The 21,373-nt window shown below is 68.4% G+C and carries 24 protein-coding genes; 2 read left to right on the top strand and 22 right to left on the bottom strand.

Translation table 11 applies throughout. The features are described 5' to 3' along the window. The first annotated feature begins 82 nt into the window (after positions 1-82). Complete coding sequence (locus OHA25_RS55880) at positions 83-637, top strand: TetR/AcrR family transcriptional regulator (protein WP_327584923.1); 555 nt, start codon at positions 83-85, stop codon at positions 635-637. Between the two features lie 160 nt (positions 638-797). Here OHA25_RS55880 and OHA25_RS55885 read toward each other — a convergent pair whose 3' ends face one another. From OHA25_RS55885 to OHA25_RS55900, 4 genes are all read right to left on the bottom strand, one after another. Further along, positions 798-1,115 carry an STAS domain-containing protein gene (locus OHA25_RS55885; protein WP_327584924.1) on the bottom strand — a complete coding sequence of 106 codons (318 nt, stop codon included), beginning with the start codon at positions 1,113-1,115 and terminating at the stop codon, positions 798-800. An 81-nt stretch (positions 1,116-1,196) separates the two neighbouring features. Further along, on the bottom strand, positions 1,197-2,363 hold the full coding sequence (locus tag OHA25_RS55890) for a sensor histidine kinase (RefSeq protein WP_327584925.1): 1,167 nt from the start codon (positions 2,361-2,363) through the stop codon (positions 1,197-1,199). Beyond that, entirely contained in the window at positions 2,364-3,473 is a 1,110-nt protein-coding gene (locus OHA25_RS55895; RefSeq protein WP_327584926.1) for an ABC transporter permease, read from the bottom strand. It abuts the gene before it with no gap. Further along, on the bottom strand, positions 3,470-4,366 hold the full coding sequence (locus OHA25_RS55900) for an ABC transporter ATP-binding protein (protein ID WP_327584927.1): 897 nt from the start codon (positions 4,364-4,366) through the stop codon (positions 3,470-3,472). Before OHA25_RS55900 ends, OHA25_RS55895 begins: the two co-directional genes overlap by 4 nt. 130 nt (positions 4,367-4,496) lie before the next feature. On the opposite strand from OHA25_RS55900, the gene OHA25_RS55905 reads away from it, so the two are divergent. Next, positions 4,497-5,087: a cob(I)yrinic acid a,c-diamide adenosyltransferase gene (locus OHA25_RS55905; RefSeq protein ID WP_327584928.1), complete on the top strand. Its 591-nt coding sequence runs from the start codon at positions 4,497-4,499 to the stop codon at positions 5,085-5,087. Here OHA25_RS55905 and OHA25_RS55910 read toward each other — a convergent pair. The 18 genes from OHA25_RS55910 to prfA form a co-directional block, all read right to left on the bottom strand. Beyond that, a complete protein-coding gene (locus OHA25_RS55910; RefSeq protein ID WP_305918376.1) occupies positions 5,084-5,464 on the bottom strand; it encodes a DUF2550 domain-containing protein in 381 nt (126 codons plus the stop codon). The genes OHA25_RS55905 and OHA25_RS55910 overlap by 4 nt on opposite strands. A 23-nt stretch (positions 5,465-5,487) precedes the next feature. Continuing rightward, entirely contained in the window at positions 5,488-5,889 is a 402-nt protein-coding gene (locus OHA25_RS55915) for a F0F1 ATP synthase subunit epsilon (protein WP_138666580.1), read from the bottom strand. Positions 5,890-5,956: 67 nt separating this feature from the next. Continuing rightward, positions 5,957-7,405: a F0F1 ATP synthase subunit beta gene (gene atpD, locus OHA25_RS55920; protein WP_327584929.1), complete on the bottom strand. Its 1,449-nt coding sequence runs from the start codon at positions 7,403-7,405 to the stop codon at positions 5,957-5,959. 1 nt (position 7,406) lies between these two features. Beyond that, the gene (locus OHA25_RS55925) at positions 7,407-8,309 is read right to left on the bottom strand and encodes a F0F1 ATP synthase subunit gamma (RefSeq protein ID WP_327584930.1); all 903 of its coding nucleotides are present in this window, start codon (positions 8,307-8,309) and stop codon (positions 7,407-7,409) included. Positions 8,310-8,312: 3 nt separating this feature from the next. Beyond that, the gene (gene atpA / locus OHA25_RS55930; protein ID WP_327584931.1) at positions 8,313-9,962 is read right to left on the bottom strand and encodes a F0F1 ATP synthase subunit alpha; all 1,650 of its coding nucleotides are present in this window, start codon (positions 9,960-9,962) and stop codon (positions 8,313-8,315) included. Positions 9,963-9,986: 24 nt separating this feature from the next. Then, the gene (locus tag OHA25_RS55935; protein WP_327584932.1) at positions 9,987-10,796 is read right to left on the bottom strand and encodes a F0F1 ATP synthase subunit delta; all 810 of its coding nucleotides are present in this window, start codon (positions 10,794-10,796) and stop codon (positions 9,987-9,989) included. Further along, positions 10,796-11,347 (bottom strand): F0F1 ATP synthase subunit B, encoded by a 552-nt coding sequence (locus OHA25_RS55940; RefSeq protein WP_442942009.1) that lies wholly within the window; start codon positions 11,345-11,347, stop codon positions 10,796-10,798. Before OHA25_RS55940 ends, OHA25_RS55935 begins: the two co-directional genes overlap by 1 nt. A gap of 37 nt (positions 11,348-11,384) precedes the next feature. Next, positions 11,385-11,618: an ATP synthase F0 subunit C gene (atpE, locus tag OHA25_RS55945; RefSeq protein WP_327584934.1), complete on the bottom strand. Its 234-nt coding sequence runs from the start codon at positions 11,616-11,618 to the stop codon at positions 11,385-11,387. Positions 11,619-11,689: 71 nt separating this feature from the next. Then, a complete protein-coding gene (gene atpB, locus OHA25_RS55950) occupies positions 11,690-12,487 on the bottom strand; it encodes a F0F1 ATP synthase subunit A (RefSeq protein WP_327584935.1) in 798 nt (265 codons plus the stop codon). A gap of 66 nt (positions 12,488-12,553) precedes the next feature. Then, entirely contained in the window at positions 12,554-12,769 is a 216-nt protein-coding gene (locus OHA25_RS55955) for an AtpZ/AtpI family protein (protein WP_305918384.1), read from the bottom strand. 65 nt (positions 12,770-12,834) lie between these two features. Next, complete coding sequence (locus OHA25_RS55960) at positions 12,835-13,257, bottom strand: hypothetical protein (protein ID WP_327584936.1); 423 nt, start codon at positions 13,255-13,257, stop codon at positions 12,835-12,837. A 131-nt stretch (positions 13,258-13,388) separates the two neighbouring features. Then, a complete protein-coding gene (locus tag OHA25_RS55965; protein WP_305918386.1) occupies positions 13,389-14,675 on the bottom strand; it encodes a glycosyltransferase family 4 protein in 1,287 nt (428 codons plus the stop codon). Positions 14,676-14,732: 57 nt separating this feature from the next. Continuing rightward, on the bottom strand, positions 14,733-15,998 hold the full coding sequence (gene glyA, locus OHA25_RS55970) for a serine hydroxymethyltransferase (protein WP_327584937.1): 1,266 nt from the start codon (positions 15,996-15,998) through the stop codon (positions 14,733-14,735). Positions 15,999-16,043: 45 nt separating this feature from the next. Then, the gene (locus tag OHA25_RS55975) at positions 16,044-16,418 is read right to left on the bottom strand and encodes a hypothetical protein (RefSeq protein WP_327584938.1); all 375 of its coding nucleotides are present in this window, start codon (positions 16,416-16,418) and stop codon (positions 16,044-16,046) included. After that, positions 16,418-18,676: a hypothetical protein gene (locus tag OHA25_RS55980; RefSeq protein WP_327584939.1), complete on the bottom strand. Its 2,259-nt coding sequence runs from the start codon at positions 18,674-18,676 to the stop codon at positions 16,418-16,420. Before OHA25_RS55980 ends, OHA25_RS55975 begins: the two co-directional genes overlap by 1 nt. A gap of 110 nt (positions 18,677-18,786) precedes the next feature. Beyond that, positions 18,787-19,434, bottom strand: a complete 648-nt coding sequence (locus tag OHA25_RS55985; RefSeq protein ID WP_305918390.1) for an L-threonylcarbamoyladenylate synthase — start codon at positions 19,432-19,434, stop codon at positions 18,787-18,789. A 10-nt stretch (positions 19,435-19,444) separates the two neighbouring features. After that, positions 19,445-20,299, bottom strand: a complete 855-nt coding sequence (prmC, locus tag OHA25_RS55990) for a peptide chain release factor N(5)-glutamine methyltransferase (RefSeq protein WP_305918391.1) — start codon at positions 20,297-20,299, stop codon at positions 19,445-19,447. Continuing rightward, a complete protein-coding gene (gene prfA, locus OHA25_RS55995) occupies positions 20,296-21,348 on the bottom strand; it encodes a peptide chain release factor 1 (protein WP_305918392.1) in 1,053 nt (350 codons plus the stop codon). The genes prmC and prfA overlap by 4 nt, the downstream gene beginning before the upstream one ends. Positions 21,349-21,373 lie beyond the last annotated feature (25 nt).

The raw sequence follows: 21,373 nt of genomic DNA on the forward strand, positions 1-21,373 counted from the left end.
CATGTTGGACGGGTGGAGAGTGAACCGGTCTTACCGGGGAATGTCGGCTGAGCAAAGGCTGGCGGACAGACGGGAGCGGCTGATGACGGCCGCCTACACGCTATACGCGAAGCCGGGTTTCGCGGCGACGACCATCGAAAGGCTGTGTGCGGAGGCGCGGATCTCCAACCGCGCCTTCTACGAATGTTTCGGCAGCCAGGAGGAGTTGCTTCAGGCGGTCCACGAGCGGTGCGTGGAGGAAAGCCTGGCCGTTGTGACCAAAGCGGTGCAGGAAGCGCCGGACACGCTCGACGGAAGGGTCACGGCGGGGATTCGCGCCTATATCGAGTTCATCGCGGCCGACCGGCGCCGGGCCCTCATCATGCACGTGGAGGTGCGCAGGTCAGGAGACATTCTAACGACGTCGCGCCAGCGGGCCGTAGAAGGTTTCGCCCGGCTCGTACAGGAGGCCTCGGCCGATTTTCCCTCGGCCGAGCCGCTGAATCGGCGACTCGTCGCGCTCGGCGTCGTTGGCGCGTTACAAGAGTTGCTCATCGAATGGCTGCTCACCGACGACCAGCCTCCGGTCGACGAACTCGTGGACACGGCCGTGCACATCTTCATCCGGAGCTTGAGCACCCCCGACACAGCCGGTTGATGCGCCGGGCGTTATGTGTCATACACGCAGCGGATAAATCTGCTTTCGATGTTGTTTTCAGTGTCATAGCTCACAGATGCGTGCCACCCGTAATCTACATTTTGTCTAAGTCGGGAAAGAGCGGGCAACGGCTGATCGTCGCCCGCCCCGATATGTCATCTCAGGCCACCGCGGCCGCCGGAGCCTCCACATGCAGCACCCGATTCAGCCGGGTCACCGCCAGGATCCGCATGATCCGCGGTGGCACCCCCCGAAGAACAAGGCGACGTTGCACGCTCAGCGCGCGCCGATGCGCTCCCACAAGCACCCCGAGACCGGTCGCGTCGATCATCTCCAGCTTGGAGAGATCCAGGATCAGGTCACCGTCACCGGAGTCGAGGGCCTGGTGCAGCCGCTCGCGCACCCCCGCCGACGTGCCGGCGTCGAGCCTGGCCCCGATCCGCACCACCTGGGCCCTCGGATTGCCACGGACGCGCATGCCACCTCCTCATTCACACACACAGCGTGACCACACCCCCGCGTGATTCACCCGCCGAGGTAAGCTCCCTGCATGAGACCTCTACCCACGCAGCGGCAATGACACGACCGCCGTGAGCTGGAACTCTCCGTCGCCCGTCGGGTGGGCGGCCAGCTTGCCGCCCACGGCGGCCACCCGCTCCCCCATGCCCGTCAGGCCGGTCCCCAGGTCATCGGCCTGCCGCCGGGCCACGCCGTCGTTGCGTACGCGCAGCTCCGCCTCGTCCTCGGTGAAGCGGATGGTGATGTCGCAGAACGTCGCGGTGCTGTGCTTGAGCACGTTCGTGGCCGCCTCGCGGACCACGTAGGCGAAGATGGGGGCCACACCGTCGGGCAGATCGCGGTAGGGCAGGTGCACCTCGCAGCGGACACCGGCCGCTTCGAGCACGCCCTTCACGCTGTTCAGCTCGGCGGCCAGGTCGAGGACGCGGTAGCCGCGTACGGCCTCGCGCAGCTCGCGGAGCGCCTTCCTGGTCAACGCGTTGATCTCGGCCAGCTCGGCCTTGGCCGCCGCCGGTTCGGCGTCGGACAGGCGCACGGCCAGCTCGGTCTTGACCGCGATGGCCGACAGCTGATGCCCCACGAGATCGTGCAGGTCCCTGGCGAAGCGCAGTCGCTCCTCGGCCAGCGCGAGCCGCGTGTGCGCCTCACGGCCCTCATGGGCCTGCACGGCCAGCCTCCAGATCCACACCCACATCCGGCCGGACGGCGGCAGGATCACGCACCAGATCCCGTACAGCAGAACGTAGTAGATCAGTGTCCCGAGGACAGGAACGTCGAGGGCCATGACGCTCACCCCCGTCGCCACGCCGAGCATGCCCAGCGCGACGCACGCCACGAGCGTCCCGAGCGACTGGAGGAGGACCGTCCGTCTGGAGACGCCGAGCGTCGCGAGATACAGCCAGCACATGGGCGCGAACCCGAAGCCGAACGGGTCGGCTCCGCCCACGCCGGCCGCGATCAACGCGAGGACCGCCGCCCACGCCACCTGCTCGGTGGGATAGCGGCGGTCCAGCACGGCGTCGATGATGCGCCGGCCCAGCCACGTGAAGCAGACCGTGGCGATCAGCGCGGGCACGAGACGCCACCACTGGAGCTTCCCTTCGCCGACGCCGGCGAGGACCCCGGCCGCGATGAGGACCCACATGAGGGCGAGGCCCAGAACCAGCGTCACCCAGGTGAGGCGCCGTGCCCGCGCGATCTCGTCCATCTACCGGGCGCGCAATACGTCGCCGAGCTTCACCCGGGCGCCCGTCCGCAGCACGGCCCGCTCGTACACCTTGGCGCCGAAGGCCAGCACCGCCACCACCGCCACGAGCATGCCGGCCATGGAGAGCCCCACCTGCCACAGCGGCACCTCGGTCGCCGCCATCCGCACCGGCATGACCATCGAGGAGAACGGCGGCACGTACGACACGACCGTGGCCAGCGTGCCGGTGGGCTCGTTGGTGGCGTAGAAGGCCACGAAGTACGTCACCATGATCAGCATGGTCAGCGGCGTCATCACGGAGTTGACCTCCTCCTGACGCGAGACCAGCGAGGCGAACGCGGCCGCCAGCGTGGCGAAGAAGGCATACCCGAGCACGAACCAGACCAGCACCCCGGCCACCAGCCCTGGGACGCCGGGCGGGAAGTCGGAGGCGACCCCGGAGATGGTGGCCGCGCCGAGGCCGACGGCCAGGATCGTGACCAGGTTGATCAGGCCGAGCGCGCCCAGCCCGAGGATCTTGCCGCCGAGCAGCTGCCACGGCCGCAGCGTGGAGAGCAGGATCTCCACGATCCTGCTGCCCTTCTCCTCCACCACGCCCATGGCGACCATCATGGCCTGGCCGATGAGCATCATGAAGAGCACGATCACGAGCACGACCGCGATCCCGGTGCGCGCGGACTGGTAGCGGGTGTCGGCGCCCACGGACTCCATCTGCAGCGGCGGGATCGACACGCCGACCGAGCCGAGCCGCACCTCGCGGTTGACGCTCTGCATGAGCACGACGACCTCGTCATCGATCTCGCCGTCCGAGAGCACCTTCGTGCCGTTGACCAGCACCGCGTCCACGTCCCCGTCGAGCACGGCACGCTTGGCCGCCGCCTCGTCCGGGAACGTGCGCCACTCGAACTTCGCCTCCGGCGCGGCCGCCTGCAGCGGCAGCTGCTGGGAGTTGACGGTGCCGAGGGCGTAGGAGTCGGGGCGGTCCAGCACCTTCGGCGCGAAGGACACCGCCGCCACCAGCACGGCCGTGATGATGAGGCCGATGACGAACGCCTTCGTGCGGATTTGCGTCACGACCTCGCGGCGGGCGACCAGCATCAGTCCGTTCACGCCACGGCCTCCTTGAAGATCTCGGTGAGAGTCGGCTGCTCGACGCCGAAGTGCTCGACGTGCCCGGCCTTGACGGCGCGGCGCAGGATCTCCTGGTCGTCGCCGTCCGCTGTATGCAGGATGTGCCGGTCGCCGTTCACAGTTACCGTGCCCGGCAGGCCGTCCGCCCAGCCAGGGGTGGGGTCGCGGACGACCACGCGCAGCGTTCTGCCCTCGGCGGCCCGCAGGTCGCCCACCGTGCCGGTGGCGACCATCCGGCCGGCCGAGACGATGCCGACCGAGTCGCACAGCCGCTCGACGAGCTCCAGCTGGTGGCTGGAGAAGATCACCGGCACGCCTCCTCTGCACCGCTCCTGTAAGGCCGTGGCCAGCGCGTCCACCGCGATCGGGTCGAGCCCGGAGAACGGCTCGTCCAGCACCAGCACCTCGGGGTCGTGCACCAGCGCCACGGCCAGCTGCACGCGCTGCTGGTTGCCCAGCGAGAGCGCTTGCACGGCGTCGTTCCTGCGCTCGGCCACCCCGAGCCGCTCCAGCAGGTCGTCGGTGGCTTTCTTGGCGGCCTCCGCGCTCAGGCCGTGCAGGCGCCCGAAATACTCGATCTGCTCGGCCACCCGCATCTTCTGGTACAGGCCGCGCTCCTCCGGCATGTAGCCGAAGCGCCGCCGCCCGTCGTAGTCGAGCGGCTTCCCCTGCCAGCTCACCGCGCCGGAGTCGGCCTGGAGCACGCCCATGACGATGCGCATCGTCGTCGTCTTGCCTGCGCCGTTCGCGCCGACGAACCCGAACATCTCTCCCGGCCGCACGGCGAAGCTGATCCCATCCAGGGCGACCTTGCCGCCGGGGGCGTCGGGGCCGCCCGCGAAGCGCTTGCGCAGCTCGCTGATCTCGAGCATCAGGTCCTCTCCTTCGTCATGGATCCATCGTGGCGTTTGCGCGGTTCGCCCTGGTAGTCGCGGAAATCACGGGCCGGATGTGGATCTGGCGTCCGATCCGGATGACATTTGTCATGAGTACGCTGATGCCATGACGCGCGCCGACAAGGACAAGCCGGTGGTCCTCTCCCGCATCTACACCCGCACCGGCGACGACGGCACCACCGCGCTGAGCGACATGAGCCGCGCTTCGAAGACCGATCCACGGCTGGCCGCCTACGCCGACGTGGAGGAGGCCAACGCCCACCTGGGCGTTGCGATGTCGCACGGGACGCTGCCCGCCGATCTGGTGGAGGTCCTGGTCCGGATCCAGAACGAGCTGTTCGACCTGGGGGCCGACCTGGCCACGCCGGTCGTCGACGACCCGGAGTTTCCGCCGTTGCGGGTGGAGCAGCCGTACATCGACCGGCTGGAAGAGCAGTGTGACCGCTTCAACACCGACCTCAAGCCGCTGCGCAGCTTTATCCTGCCCGGCGGGGATCCGGCCACCGCGGCGCTGCACGTCGCGCGGGTCACCGTCCGCAGGGCCGAGCGTTCGGCCTGGGCGGCGCTGCAGGAGCACGACGACATGAACGTGCTGACGGCGAAATACCTCAACCGCCTGTCGGACCTGCTGTTCATCGCGTGCCGAGTGGCGCACGCGGGCAACGAGATCCTCTGGAAGCCCGGAGGGACGCGCTAAGCCACATCCAAATACGCGCTGGGCGGTGCGGACTCCAGCCAGGCCAGGAAGCCCGTCAGCGCGTCCGCGCTCATCGCGAGCGACACATCCTGCGTGCTCCCGCCGAAGTCCACCGCATAGAGCCCGTCGCCGAGCTCGCGACGGGCGGATACAACAAGGCCGCGCCTCGCAATCGCGTGGCGCGGCCTCAGTCGGACGCCCAGGAGGGGAATCCAATGGAGCTCCCCGTCGGCATAGCGAGCCACCCCGCTGCGCCAGGCGCGGCCCCCTACCCGAAGGCGACAGGGTACGCTCCCGCGCGAGCGGACCAGCATGAGAGCGCGCAACACCACGAGGGCGGCGAGCAGCACCAGGAAAGTCACAACCGTTGCTACCATGCCGCCCCCTGAAACGTGTTCTGCTATACCTCTTCGCCTGCGGCGCGCAGCCGGGCCCTGGCCCGCTTGGCCTCGATGGCCGCGTCGGCGTCTTCCTGGTTGGCCTCGATCGAGGCCTGGGCCCGGTCGAGAGCGTCGCGTGCAGCCGCGACGTCGACCTCGGAACCGAGCTCGGCCACCTCGGCGAGCACGGACACCTCATTGTCGGCCACGGAGATGAATCCACCATGAACGGCCGCCACGAGGTCGCCCTCGCCCTCCCGCTTCACGCGCAGCACGCCGCCCTCGACGAGGACGCCGAGAACAGGTGCGTGTTGCGGCATAATACCGATCTCGCCGTCCACGGTCTTGGCAATCACCATGTCGGCCTCGCCCGACCAGATCTCACGCTCGGGTGAGACAACCCCTACGCGTAGCTTCGCCACTTTGTGTAGGTCCTTTCCGATCAGGTGATGGCGCGGCTTCGCAGGCCGCGCCATCACCATGGGGCGATTAGCGACGCTCGAGTTCCTTGGCCTTCGCGATGGCCTGCTCGATGCCACCGACCATGAAGAACGCCTGCTCGGGCAGGTGGTCGTACTCACCCGCGCAGAGGCCCTTGAAGGAGGCGATGGTCTCGTCGAGCGGCACGGTCTCGCCCGGCTGGCCGGTGAAGGCCTCGGCCGCGTACATCGGGTGCGACAGGAAGCGCTCGATGCGGCGGGCCCGCTGGACGGTGACCTTGTCCTCCTCGGAGAGCTCGTCGATACCGAGGATCGCGATGATGTCCTGGAGCTCGCGGTACTTCTGCAGGATCCGCTTGGTCTCCTGGGCCACCCGGTAGTGCTCCTCGCCCACGATCTGCGGGTCGAGGATCCGGGAGGAGGAGTCGAGCGGGTCCACCGCCGGGTAGATGCCCTTCTCCGAGATCGGCCGGGACAGAACGGTCTGCGCGTCGAGGTGCGCGAACGCGTTGTGCGGAGCCGGGTCGGTGATGTCGTCGGCGGGCACGTAGATCGCCTGCATGGAGGTGATCGAGTGACCACGCGTCGAGGTGATGCGCTCTTGGAGCACACCCATCTCGTCGGCCAGCGTGGGCTGGTAGCCCACGGCGGACGGCATACGGCCGAGCAGCGTGGAGACCTCGGAACCGGCCTGCGTGAAGCGGAAGATGTTGTCGATGAACAGCAGCACGTCCTGCTTCTGCACATCCCGGAAGTATTCCGCCATCGTCAGCGCCGACAGCGCGACCCGCAGACGGGTGCCCGGCGGCTCGTCCATCTGGCCGAAGACGAGGGCGGTGTCCTTGAGGACGTTCGCCTCCTCCATCTCCAGCCAGAGGTCGTTACCCTCACGGGTGCGCTCGCCCACGCCGGCGAAGCACGAGGTGCCACCGAAGTTACGGGCGACGCGGCGGATCATCTCCTGGATCAGAACGGTCTTGCCGACGCCGGCGCCGCCGAACAGTCCGATCTTCCCACCCTGCACGTAGGGGGTGAGCAGGTCGATGACCTTGATGCCGGTGACCAGCAGCTCGGTGCGGGACTCGAGCTGGTCGAAGGCCGGGGACGGCCGGTGGATGCCCCAGCGCTCGTCGATCTTGAGCGATGCGGTCGGCACGTCGAGCGTCTCGCCCAGCGCATTCCACACGTGGCCCTTGACGACGTCGCCGACCGGCACCGAGATCGGGCCGCCCGTGTCGGTCACGGCCTGGCCGCGGACCAGGCCGTCGGTGGGCTGCATGGAGATGGCCCGGACGAGGTTGTCACCCAGGTGCTGGGCGACCTCGAGCGTCAGGGTCTTGGTCTCGCCGCCGAGGGTCACCTCGACCTTGAGCGCGTTATAGATGTCGGGCATCGCATCGACGGGGAACTCCGCGTCGACGACGGCGCCAGTGACGCGTGCCACGCGGCCGATGCCGGCCGCCGCGGCCTCTACAGTTTCAACAGCCTCTGCAGTCATTTCACTCTTTCCCCGCTGCGGCGTCAGCCAGCGCGTTGGCGCCACCGACGATCTCGCTGATTTCCTGGGTGATCTCGGCCTGGCGAGCCTGGTTCATCTGCTGGGTGAGCACCCGCATCAGCTCGTTGGCGTTGTCGGTCGCGGACTTCATCGCGCGCCGCCGCGCGGCCTCCTCGGAGGCCGCCGACTGCAGCAGCGCCGTGAAGATGCGCGACTCCACGTAGCGCGGCAGCAGCGACTCCAGCACGTCGCCCGCGGTCGGCTCGAACTCGAAGTACGGCGGGATCGCGGTGGTCTCCGTCGCCTCGGTCTCCTCGACCTCCAGTGGCAGGACCCGCTTGACCACGACGTTCTGCGTGAGCATCGAGACGAACTCGGTCGAGACGATGTGGATCTCGTCGATCCCGTTCTCTTCCTTGAACGAGTCGATCAGCGTGGTCGCGATCTCCTTGGCATCCGCGTAAGCCGGCTTGCGCGAGAACCCGACCCAGCTGCCGCCCATCTCCCGCTGGCGGAAGGTGTGCCAGGTGACACCCTTGCGCCCCGTGACGAACGGCAGCACGGTCAGCCCTCGGCTCTCCAGCAACCCCCGCAGAGCCTCGGCTTCGCGCAGCACGTTGGCGTTGAAGCCGCCGCAGAACCCGCTGTCGCTGGTGACGATGAGGACGCCCGCCTTGGCGGGGTTCTCCTTCGCCACGGTCAGCGGATGGTCGACGCTGGCCGCATTGCTGACGACGCCGGTGACGGCGCGAGTGATCTCACGCTCGTACGGCAGCGCCGCCTGCATCCGCTGCTGCGCCCTCACGATCCGTGAAGAGGCGATGAGCTCCTGGGCGCGCGTGATCTTCGCGGTCGACTTGACCGAGCTGATCCGCCGCCGCAGCAGCCTTAGCTGGGCACCCATGTCCTACTTCTTCTCCGCCGGACGGACGACCTTCTTGATCTTCTCCTGGCCGACCTCGCCGGCCTCGAGCGGCGCCACCGGCTCGTCCTTGACCAGCAGCTCGCCCGAGGAGGTGGTGAAGCCCTTCTTGAACTCCGTGATGGCGTCCTTGAGAGCGGTCACCGTGTCGTCGGGCAGCTCCTTGGTCTCCCGGATGGTGTCGAGGATGCCCTTGTGCGAGGACTGCAGGTAGTCGAGGAACTCCGTCTCGAACCGGCGGACGTCCTCGACCGGCACCTCGTCGAGCTCGCCGGTGGTGCCGGACCACACCGACACAACCTGCTTCTCGACCGCGAACGGGGAGTACTGCGGCTGCTTGAGCAGCTCGACCAGGCGCTGGCCGCGGTCGAGCTGAGCGCGCGAGGCAGCGTCGAGGTCGGAGGCGAACGCGGCGAACGCCTCCAGGTCGCGATACTGGGACAGCGACAGCTTCAGCGTGCCCGCGACCTTGCGCATCGCCTTGACCTGCGCCGAGCCACCGACTCGGGAGACCGAGATACCGACGTTGATCGCCGGGCGCACGCCCGCGTTGAACAGGTCGGTCTCGAGGAAGCACTGCCCGTCGGTGATGGAGATGACGTTGGTCGGGATGAACGCCGACACGTCGTTGCCCTTGGTCTCGATGACCGGCAGCCCCGTCATCGAGCCGCCGCCCATGTCGTCCGACAGCTTGGCGCAGCGCTCCAGCAGCCTGGAGTGGAGGTAGAAGACGTCGCCGGGGAAGGCCTCGCGGCCCGGCGGGCGACGCAGCAGCAGGGACACGGCGCGGTAGGCGTCGGCCTGCTTGGTCAGGTCGTCGAAAATGATCAGAACGTGCTTGCCCTGATACATCCAGTGCTGGCCGATGGCCGAGCCGGTGTAGGGGGCAAGGTATTTGTAGCCGGCCGGGTCGGAGGCCGGGGCGGCGACGATGGTGGTGTAATCCATCGCGCCTGTCTCCTCGAGGCGGGCCTTGACCTGCGCGATCGTGGAGCCCTTCTGGCCGATGGCGACGTAGACGCAGCGGACCTGCTGCTCGGGGTCGCCGGAGGCCCAGGCCTCGCGCTGGTTGAGGATGGTGTCCACGGCGATCGCGGTCTTGCCGGTGCCACGGTCACCGATGATCAGCTGGCGCTGGCCGCGGCCGATCGGCGTCATGGCGTCGATCGCCTTGATGCCGGTCTGCAGCGGCTGCTTCACCGGCTGCCGCTGGACGACCGAGGGGGCCTGGAGCTCGAGGGCACGCGTGCCCTCGGACTCGATGGCGCCCTTGCCGTCGAGCGGGTTGCCGAGGGGGTCGACCACGCGGCCGAGGAAGTTGTCGCCGACGGGCACGGACAGGACCTCGCCCGTCCTGCGGACCGTCTGGCCCTCCTCGATGCCGCTGAACTCGCCCAGGACCACGACACCGATCTCGCGGGTGTCGAGGTTAAGTGCCAGGCCGCGCGTGCCGTTCTCGAACTCGAGCAGCTCGTTCGCCATCGCCGAGGGAAGGCCGGAGACATGGGCAATGCCGTCGCCGGCGTCGACGACGGTCCCGATCTCCTCGCGCGCGGCGCCTTCCGGTTCGTACGCCTGGACGAAGCGCTCAAGCGCGTCCCGGATCTCGTCCGGCCGGATCGTAAGCTCCGCCATCTCTACTCTGTCTCCCTATTCGCCTTAGCCGGCCAACCGGCGGCGGACTTCTTCGATTCGTCCCACAATGGTGGTGTCGATGATCTCGTCGCCGATGCGGACCGAGAACCCACCGAGCACTCGCTTGTCCACCTCGACATTCAGGTGCACGTCGCGGCCGTATGAGGTGCGCAGCCACGCCGTCAGGCGGCGCTTCTGCCCCTCGGTCAGCTCGACGGCGCTGCGCACCACCGCCACAAGGCGCTGGCGCTGCGCGGACACGAGCTGACCGACCTCTTCCAGGCCTGTTTCCAGGCTACGCCCTCGCGGGTGCGCAACCAGCTGCGAGATGAGGCGCAGGCTGGTCGGAGCGACCTTGTCACCGAGCAGGTCGCGCAGCAGCTGGCGCTTGCCCTCCTCGGGCGCCGCCGGATCGGTCAGCGCGAGACGCAGGTCGGCATTGGCGGCGACGATGCGGCCGAAGCGGAAGAGCTCGTCCTCCACCTCGTCGAGCCTGGACTGGCTCTCGGCCTCCGCCGCCGCGGCGACGATGCCGAGCCGTTCGAGCACGTCGGGCAGGTCACCCGCGCGCGACCACTTGGCCGAGACCGCGGCCTCGACGGTGTCCAGCGTGGCCTGGGCGACCTTGCCGGTGAGCAGCGCGCCCACCGTGCCCGCCTTCTGCTCGGCGAACCTGGCAGGGTCGGACAGGGCCCGGCGCAGGCCGTGCTCACGGTCGAGCAGATCCGCGACCGCGAACAGCTCGTCGGAGAGCGCACCGAGGTCGGCACTGCCGGCGACCGCGTTGAACCGCTCCTCGACCTCGGCCAGCGACGTCCTGCTCAAACCACGCATCAGCGCACCGCCTGCGCGCTGCCGGCTTCCAGCTCGTCGAGGAACCGGTCCACGATGCGGCTCTGGCGGACCTCGTCCGTCAGAGACTCGCCGACGATGCGGCCGGCCAGGTCGGTCGACAGGCGGCCGATCTCGGCGCGGAGCTGCGCGAACGCCGCCTGGCGATCGGCCTCGATCTGCGCGTGCGCGGCCTCGACGAGGCGGCGGGCCTCGGCCTGCGCCTCCTCACGGAGCTCGGCCTTGATCTGCGCGGCCTGCTCGCGAGCCTCCTCGCGCAGCCTGGCCGCGTCCCGACGGGCCTCCTCCAGCCGCTCGGCGTACTGCTGCTGCAGGGCCTGGGCCTCGGCCTGGGCTTCCTCAGCCCTCTTGATGCCGCCCTCGATCGCGTCGGTCCGCTCGGCCAGCGTCTTCTGGATACGCGGGATGAGCATCCTGCCAACGACGAAGAAGACGACGGCGAACGAGAAGATACCGACGACGAGCTCGTACGTGTGCGGGATGAGCGGGTTGGAGGCGTGCTCTTCCGGCGCGGCGAGGAGCGTAGCTGCCATGTACCTCATGAGTGCAGCCTTTCGTCAGAAGGGCGATCTAGCGGATGCCCGCGAAAATGAACGGCGCAACCAGACCGATCAGGGCGAGGGCCTCGGTAAGAACGAAGCCGAGGAGCATGTTCTGGCGGATCAGGCCGTAGGCCTCGGGCTGGCGCGCAATGGCCTGCACGCCCTGACCGAAGATGATGCCGACGCCGATGCCGGGGCCGATGGCGGCGAGACCGTAACCGATGGCGGTGACGTTGCCGGAGACCTCAGCGAGAATGCCCATTGCTGTTATTCCTTTACTGGACGGCCGGCGACTCGGGTGTCACCGGTCATGGATATTCCGGTATGTGGTTCTCAGTGCTCCGCGTGCAGCGAGCCGCCGATGTACATCGCGGCCAGCATCGCGAACAGGAAGGCCTGCAGGAACTGGATGAACATCTCGAAGCCGGTGAGGATGATGGTCATGACCACGCCGACGACACCCACGGGTGCTCCCAGCGGCGAGAGCTGCTCGAAGAGGAACCAGAAGCCGACCATGCTGAAGAACGCCAGCAGCATGTGGCCGGCGAACATGTTGGCGAACAGTCGGACCGCGTGCGTGAACGGCGCGATGATCAGGTTGGACAGGAACTCGATCGGCGACAGCAGCACGTAGATCGGCTTCGGCAGCCCCGGCGGGAACATCATGTTCTTGAAGTAGCCCCACGGGCCCTGGTGCTTCATGCCCAGGTAGACCTTGAGCACGTAGATCGAGATCGCGAGCACGGCAGGGAAAGCGATGTGCGAGGCCACGGGGAACTGGAGCACCGGGATGACGCCCATGAGGTTCCAGACCAGGACCATGAAGAAGAGCGTCACCAGCAGGCCCATCCACCGGTCGGCGTCCTTGCCCAGGAAGGGCCGGGCGACCTGGTCGCGGACGAACATGTAGCCGTACTCGACGACGTTCTGCACACCCCTTGGGACGACCTTGGGGTTGGCGAAGGCTGCCCAGCACAGGCCGATCACGAACACCGCGCTCAGCAGCGCGAGCAGAACCGGCTTCGTGAACCATTCGACCCCGGGGATGATGGGCGGCAGGTTGAACAGCTCTTCAGGCGTAGGCGCCCCGAACTGGTCGGCTGGTGGAGCGAGGAGCGTCAGCGCACTCACGCGGCGTTCCCTTCAACGTCGTAGTAGTTCACAAGGGTTTCCTCAGCGAAGCGATCGCTGCGTCGGCTAGCGACCGAACTTCCGGTAGACCAGATAGCCACCGAGCACGACCCCCAGGACGACGCCTATGGGGAAGAACGCGGACATGTCCAACCAGCGGTCCAGCAACCAGCCGAGACCGCCGTAGAAGACCATCCCCGCGAGCAGATAGCTGGGGACCGACCACATGGCATCGGCGAAGTCGCGACCGTCTTCTTCCGGTCGGCGTTCCTGTGCGCTCATCGCGGCCCTGACGATAGCAGGCGAGTAGAGGACTAGTCATATCGGACCCTGCCCGTACACCAGCCTCATGAGTCGCCCTTTCCGGGGACTCGGGCCTCAGGGTCGACGTAAAGCATCTTGGTCTTCATGAAGGCGCGCACTTCGAAGCCGGTCCACACGAGCGTGCAGATCACGACCGACCAGGCGAACGCCAGCGTGTTCCAGACCGTGGTGTCGCGGAACGCGGTCAGCACGATCATGATGACGACGACCTTGACGAGATAGCTCACCATCGCCGCGATCGCCATCATCTGGGGAGACACCCGTGCGGCATAGGACACCGCTACCACACTGATGCTGAAGAAAACCCCGACCAGCAAGGTACCGAGCGCGGCGCCCAGAGCTCCCTTGCCACCTGCCATCAGGAGCGAGACAACCACGGCGACCACCCCGACCGTCAGGGTCGGAATCGCGGCGCTCTTGAGTACGCGCACGTCGTTGGCCTGCATTGGTGCTCCATCAGCGTGTTATCAAGCGAGCGTTTGCTACCCCCAGAGCATCTGCCTCTGAAGGCCCCTGCTCGTGAAAGATATCACAAGCTCACGGAAGACCGCTTTTACCTGCCGTTTCTAGTTCGCGATCAAGAACGACTAGGAAAGGCTGGAATGACCGGATTTCCCTCGGCCGACGCACGTTCGCGCGAAGGGCCGTCCCCCGGCGGCATCCGTCGTCTGACCTCGGGCTCCGGCGGAATCGGCGGCATGGGCCCGGTGGGCGGGCCGTCGTCGTCGGGCTGCTTGCCGCGCGAGGCGGCGTGCGCACCGCCTCTGCCCCGCCAGCGCGGCAGGGCCATCAGCACGAGCACGGCCAGGGCCAGCAGGATGACCACGGGGAACAACAGCACCGGCACGCCGATCGTGGACATGCCCACGATGCCGAAGGCGAACAGGAACGCCCACGCGTACATGATCAGCACGGACCTGCGGTGCGAGTGGCCGATGTCCATGAGCCGGTGGTGCAGGTGACCGCGGTCGGGCGCGAACGGCGACAGGCCGCGCGAGGTGCGCCGCACCACAGCGGTGATCAGGTCGACCAGCGGCAGGATCAGCACGGCGGCCGGCAGGAGCAGCGGCAGCAGCACCGGCACCTTGTTCATGCCTTCGATGATCCCCGGGTCGACCGGCGTCACGGTGACGATGGAGGAGGCGAGCACGAGCCCGATCAGCATGGCCCCGGTGTCGCCCATGAAGATCTTCGCCGGGTGGAAGTTGTGCGGCAGGAACCCCAGGCAGGTGCCGATGAGGATGGCCGCGATGGCCGCCGTGGTGGTGATGCGCCCGCCGCTGATGTTCTCGGCGAGGAAGATCGAGTAGGCCCAGGTGGCCATGCCGGCGATGCAGACGATCCCGGCCGCCAGGCCGTCGAGCCCGTCGACGAAGTTGACCGCGTTGATGGTCACGACCACGACCATGATGGTGATCACGGTGCTGAGGGTGTAGTCGAGGCTGGTGGAGCCGCCCCAGTCCTGCGGCAACGGGATGTAGAGCAGCCGCAGGTCGAAGAAGACCAGCACCCCTGCCGCCGCGATCTGCCCGCCGAGCTTGATGAAGGCGTCCATGCCCCACCAGTCGTCCAGGAACCCGGTGATCGTGATCAGCCCGCCGGCCACGATCAGCGCCGTCACCGCGTCGGCCTCGGTGTGCGTCAGCGCTTTGCCCGTGTGCGTGAGCTGACTGGCCACCAGCAGGCCCACGACCAGGCCGCCGTACATCGCCAGACCGCCCAGTCTGGGCGTCGGCGTGGTGTGCACGTCACGCGCGCGAACCTCCGGCATGGCGCCGATGCGGATGGCGAAGCGGCGCACCAGCGGAACCAGCAGATAGGTCACGGCTGCCGAGATGAGCGCCATGAACAGGTATTCGCGCACGGACCTAGTTTCCCGGATGCTCCGGCCGACTGTGACCGGAAAACGACACAGACCAGCTTAATATTCGCTGAGATATGGCCGATGGATGGCCAGAAGCGCCGCAATTCTTTCCCTGACCTCCCCCGCGCTCCCCGGATGGCGCACGGCCCTGGTCACCAGCGTCCCCACCTCCTTGAGCTCCTGGGGCCCCATCCCCTGCGTAGTGACACACGGTGTGCCCACCCGGATACCTGACGTAATGGACGCCGGTTCCGGATCGTAGGGGATCACGTTGCGGTTGAGCGTGATCCCCGCCGCCGCGCACCGCTGCTCCGCTTCGGCGCCTGACACTCCCACGTCACGCAGGTCGATCAGCGCCAGGTGCGTGTCCGTGCCGCCGGAGACGGCCCGCATCCCCTCCCCGGTCAGCGACTCGGCCAGGGCCCGGGCGTTCACGATCACTTTGTTGACGTAGTCGGCGAACTCCGGCCGCATCGCCTCCCCGAACGCCACCGCCTTGGCCGCCACCGCGTGCATCAGCGGCCCGCCCTGGACGAACGGGAACACCGCCCGGTCGATCTTCTTGGCCAGCTCTTCCGTGCACAGGATGGCCCCGCCACGCGGCCCCCGCAGCGCCTTGTGGGTGGTGAACGTCACGACATCCGCGTACGGCACCGCCGAGGGGATCGCGCCGCCCGCCATCAGCCCGATCGGGTGCGCCACGTCGGCCATCAGCCACGCCCCCACCTCGTCGGCGATGCCGCGGAAGGTCCCGTAGTCGATCAGTCTGGGGTACGACGTCGCCCCGCACACGATCAGCTTCGGCTGGTGCCGCAGCGCCAGATCCCTGACCTCGTCGTAGTCGATGAGTTCGGTGTCGCGGCGCACGCCGTACGACACGACGTCGAACCATTTTCCCGAAAAGTTCACCTTCGAGCCGTGGGTGAGGTGGCCGCCGTGCGGCAGCGCCATGGCCAGCATGGTGTCGCCGGGCTGCAGGAGCGCGGCGTAGGCGGCCAGGTTGGCGGAGGCGCCCGAGTGCGGCTGGACGTTGGCGTGCTCGGCGTTGAAGAGTTTCTTCGCGCGTTGGATCGCCAGCCGCTCGGCCCGGTCGACGACCTCGCAGCCGCCGTAGTAGCGGCGGCCTGGGTAGCCCTCGGCGTACTTGTTGGTGAGCGTGGAACCCAGGGCGGCCAGGACGGCGGGCGAGGTGAAGTTCTCGCTCGCGATCAGCTGGAGCCCGCCACGCACGCGCTCGAGCTCGTCGAGCAGCACCTGCGCGAGCTCGGGATCCTGCTTCTGCAGCAGCCCGAAATCCGGGCCGTAATAGGGTGGCGTACCCATTTCCCCAATGTACGCCCTGATGTCCGGTTCGCCCACAAGGTGGGGTTACCCGGGGTAGCGCGGCATGACTGCCGAGGACGGCAGCCACTGTGGAGTGTCCGCCGCGCGGTCACTGATCGCCGTCAGCACCGCATGGCGGTAGGCCGCCAGCCTGGTGCGCCATTCGCGGATGTCCTGGACGTAGCGCTCGCCCACCGGGGCGTCCCACGTCTGGGGGCTCCTGGCGAGGCTGTAGGCCTTGTCGAGGGCCGTTTTGAGCGCATTCAGCTGGGGCATGACGGCGTTCCATGCATCGACCAGCCGCTCGTACTCGGGGTTGTACCGATGGGCGCCCGGCGGGGTCGCCAGCGATCCGGTGGTCTCTTCCGGAGGTCGGGACTTGTTGGTCCAGGCCTCGGGGGCAGGAGGATCGACGTACATCAGGAGCTCCTTTCCGGCGTGCCGGGATCGACCGCGCCCGGCGGGCCGTCCGGGCGGATGTCCTCAGGCGCCCACTCGCCCTTGCCGTACTCGCCGGGCGGGATCTGCACAGAGGGCATCTCCTGCGGCTGGATGTCGCGGTGGTTCTCGATCACCGTCCTCAGGGCTTCGAGGTTGGGTGGGGGGACGTCTATGGAGACCACGTCGCTGCCGTCGCTCGCCCACGCCTCGACCCCCGACCGGCTCTCGCCCTCGCCGCCTGCCTCGGCAACGGCCGCCACGCCGTGCCCACCCGCCGACGTCACACCGTCGGCGTCGGCGCGCCGGTCACCGTAGGCGTCGGCCACCGCGCCACCGTGCACGCCATCCGGCCCACCGCTGTAGATGCCGTCCGGCGTGGTGCCGTGAGTGCCGCTCGGCGTGGTGCCACCGGCATCGGGCCGCATGTCCGGTGTCGTGGTGCGGGGCTCATCGGCTGTCCCCGCGCCGGGGGCGTCGCCGGCGGCTCCCGTGTTCGCGCCGGCATCGCCGGCGGGTGGCGTGGGCGGGATCCGTACGCCGGTGTCGCTGTCCGACGGGGTGTCGCCCGGCGTCGCGCCGGTGCCACCGGGCGTCGTCCCGGTGCCGCCTGGCGTGCCATCGGCGTCCCCTGGCCGTGTGCCCGTGTCTCTGGGCGTGGTGTCCTTGCCGTCGGGCGTGGTGTCCTTGCCATCAGGCGTGGTGCCCCTGCCATCAGGCGTGGTGTCCTTACCGTCAGGCGTGGTGCCCGTGGCGGAGTCGCAGGCATCGTCGGCTTGCGAGGCCGAGGAGGGATCATCGATCGGCGTGATGCCCACCGAACCGTACCCGTCCGCCGGATAGGCGCCCGTCGTGCCGCCGCCGCCTGTGCCGGCCGGACCGGAGCCGCCTGCGCCCGATGTGGCCGTCGGGCCGGTGCCGTCCGAGGCAGATGACGTCGGCGGGAGGGTCACCTGGTCGCCCGCGGCCGTGGTCGGCCCGCCCGGGGCGATGGAGCCCGGGTCGCCGTCCGGGCGGATGTCGCGTTCGGCCCACTGGCCCTTGCCGTACTCACCCGCCGGAACCTCCACCCCCGGCATGTCCAGGGGTGGGATGTCGCGGTGGTTCTCGATCACCGTCTTCAGCGCGTCCAGGTTGGGCGGGGTGGCGTCGGCGGAGACGACGTCGCTGCCGTCGTTGGCCCAGGCGTTGACGTTCGAGGCGGCGGTGGCGTCGGCCGGCATCTTCGGCATTTCGGCCGGCTGGACCTTGTCGGTGTTCTCCAACAGGTCTTCTATCTGCTCGGCCGTGGGCGGGTCGAGGGGGATCTGCAGGACCTTGACGCCGTCCACCACCACGACCTGCGGCTTGGTGGCATCGGTGTCGTCGGGGTGGTCCTTGGCCGGGGTGTCCGCCGCGGCACCGGTGTCCGTCCCACCGCCGTCCGCCTCGGCCCCACGCTCGCGCCGACTGTCCAGATCGTCATCCTTGGGCTGATCGGCGGGCTGTTCACCGGTACTTCCACCAGTGCCGGCGTCCCCACCAGTGCCGGTGTCCTTGCCCGTCCCCGTGTCCTTGCCGATCCCAGTGTCGTCGGCGTCGTCGCACGTCTTCCCGTCGGAGCCGGTCTCCCCGTCCGAGCCCGTCCTGCCGTCGGTATCGGTCTTGCCGTCCGAGCCCGTCTTACCGTCGGTATCGGTCTTGCCGTCCGAACCCGTCTTACCGTCGGCATCGGTCTTGCCGTCCGAACCCGTCTTACCGTCGGCATCGGTCTTGCCGTCCGAACCCGTCTTACCGTCGGCATCGGTCTTGCCGTCCGAACCCGTCCTACCGTCGGTATCCGTCTTTCCGTCCGACCCGGTTCTGGGTTCCTCGCCCGTTTTGACGTCGTCGTCCTTGGGGGTCACCTCGTCGGGCTTCTCACCGGCGCGCGGATTGTCGTACCTGTCCTGCTCCCCGCGCACGTCCTTGGGCTCGTCGTCGTCCGTGGCCCCGCCCCCGGACCGAGGTGCGTCCCCTGTCCCCCGCGGCTCGTCGACCCGTTTCTCCAGGACCTCGAGCCGCTTGTTCACATCCCTGACCATCTCCTCGGCCGCGTCGGCGATCTGGACGGGACGGTGCGTGGTCTGGGCGGACAGCCCGGCCCGGCTCAACTCGAGCCTGACCCGATCCTCGGCCGTACGCATCTGCGTGGCCGCGTGTTTCACCTCGGACAGCAGATCACGGACCAGCTTGGGATCCATGCCATCGAACTTGCCCATGAACCACTCCCCGGACCTATAGCCGCTCCGGGCCTCACCGTAATCTTGGGAGGAGCGCGGCCGCAGCCGGGATAAGCAGACGGTATACGTCGGCCTGCCAGGTCAACCGATCAGTCGTCAGTGGCGACGTAGCCGATGATGCCGCGGAGCTTCTCCACCGGGATCGCGCCGCGGCGCAACATTCTGGGCACGGCCGTGGTCAGGTCGAGGATGGTGGACGGCGTGTTGTCGGTGGTCTTGCCGCCGTCGAGGTAGACCGCGATCGACTCACCGAGCTGCTCCTCGGCCTCCTCCGCCGTGGTGGCGGCCGGGGCGCCGGAGCGGTTGGCGCTGGAGACCGCCATGGGCCCGGTCTCCTTGAGCAGCTCGAGCGCGACCGAGTCGAGCGGCATGCGTACGGCCACCGTGCCCTTGGTGTCCCCCAGGTCCCAGGAAAGGGCCCTGTTGGCCTTGCAGACGAGCGTGAGCGGCCCAGGCCAGAAGGCGTCTATCAGGTCCTGGCCATAGGCTCCCATGTCGTCTATGAGCGCTGTGGCGGCTCTGACGGTGCCGACGAGAACGGGCGGCGGCATGTCACGGCCGCGCCCCTTCGCGTCCAGCAGCGCGGTCACCGCCGACGGCGTGAACGCGTCGGCGCCGATGCCGTAGACGGTGTCGGTCGGCAGCACCACGAGCTCGCCCCTGCGCACGGCAGCGGCGGCCTCCTGCAGGCCCTCGGCCCGCTGCTCGGGGTCTGAGCAGTCAAAACGTCTTCCCACGGCAAGAATCCTATTCCTGGCCCAGCCTTGCGGTGACGAAACGATCTCTTCTCGTGAGGTCTTGGCGTAGTCGCACGTCGCGCCAGCCGTTGTCCTCGGGGAAGGTCAGATAGACGGCCCTGCCCTGCTCGTCGGCGTGCTCGACGGCGACCCAGCCACCGGGTCGCAGCAGGCGGCGGGCGGTGCGCTCGACCGCGCGGACCTCGCCGAGCCCGTCGTCGCCGGAGCCGTAGAGTGCCCGCGTGGGGTCGTAGTCGCGCACCTCGGGGTCGCGCGGGATCCCGCCGGGCGGGATGTAGGGCGGGTTGGAGATCACCAGGTCCACCTTGCCGTTGAGCTCGGGCAGCGCCTCGGCGAGATCCTCGGGGTGCAGATGCGTACGGCCCTGGCCGTGCTCGGAGATGTTGCGCTTGGCCCACGTGTACGCCGCGGGGTCGACCTCCACGGCGTGGACCTCGGCCAGCGCCACCTCCTGGGCGATCGAGAGCGCGATCGCGCCGGACCCGGTGCCGAGGTCGACCACGAGCGGAGCGGTGACGTCCATCTCGCGCAGCGTCTCGATCGCCCAGCCGGCCATCACCTCGGTCTCGGGCCGCGGCACGAACACGCCGGGCCCGACCGAAAGCTCCAGATAGCGGAAGTAGGCGTGCCCGGTGATGTGCTGCAGCGGCTCCCGGGCCGCGCGCCTGGCCACGCCCTCCCAGAACAACGCGTCGAAGTCGCCGTCCTTGACCGTGTGGAGCTCGCTCCTGCGCACGCCGTGGACGAAGGCCGCGATCTCCTCCGCGTCGGTGCGCGGTGAGGGCACGCCGGCCTCGGCCAGCCGCGCGGTGGCGAGGGCGATCTCGTCCAGCAGAAATGTCATGAGTGTTGTGCGAGCTTCTCCGCCATCTCGGCGTCGATGAGGGCCTGCGTCACGGCGTTGAGCTCGCCGTCGAGAACCTGGTCGAGGTTGTACGCCTTGAAGCCGACACGGTGGTCGGAAATGCGGTTTTCCGGAAAGTTGTAGGTGCGGACGCGCTCCGATCTGTCGACCGTGCGCACCTGGGACTTGCGCTCCGCCTGCGCGGCGGCGTCGGCCTCCTCCTGCGCCATGACCAGTAGCCGGGCCCGCAGGATGCGCAGCGCCGACTCCTTGTTCTGCAGCTGGCTCTTCTCGTTCTGGCAGGAGACGACCACGCCGGTGGGCAGGTGGGTGATGCGGACCGCGGAGTCGGTGGTGTTGACGCTCTGGCCGCCGGGGCCGCTGGAGCGGTAGACGTCGATGCGCAGGTCGTTGGGGTCGATCTGGACGTCGACGTCCTCCGCCTCCGGGTAGACGAGCACGCCCGCGGCGCTGGTGTGGATGCGGCCCTGTGACTCGGTGACCGGCACCCGCTGCACGCGGTGCACGCCGCCTTCGAACTTGAGCCTGGACCACACGCCTTCGTCGCCCTTGGCCTTGATGCCGACCGTGACATCCTTGTATCCGCCCAGGTCGGACGGCTGGGAGTCGATGACCTCGGTCTTCCAGCCGAGACGCTCGGCGTAGCGCAGGTACATCCGCAGCAGGTCGCCCGCGAACAGCGCGGACTCCTCGCCGCCCTCGCCCGCCTTGATCTCCATGATGATGTCCTTGTCATCGTTGGGATCACGCGGGATGAGCAGGTGTTTGAGCCGCTCCTCCAGCTGGGGGACGCGCCCTTCGAGCTCGGCGGCCTCCGCCGCGAACGACTCGTCCTCGCCGGCCAGCTCCTTGGCGGCGGTCAGGTCCTCGCGGACGGACTCCAGCTCGCGGTAGGTGCCGACGATCGGCGTGAGCTGGGAGTAGCGCCTGCCGAGGGTGCGGGCCTTGCTCTGGTCAGCGTGCACGGCGGGGTCGGCGAGCTGCAGCTCCAGCTCGGAATACTCCTTGAGCAACTCGTCGAGGTTCACCGTGCGTCCTTCAGTCGTTTCGGGT

Origin of the sequence: Nonomuraea sp. NBC_00507, from assembly GCF_036013525.1 — a bacterium.
In the GTDB taxonomy this organism is placed as follows: Bacteria; Actinomycetota; Actinomycetes; order Streptosporangiales; family Streptosporangiaceae; genus Nonomuraea.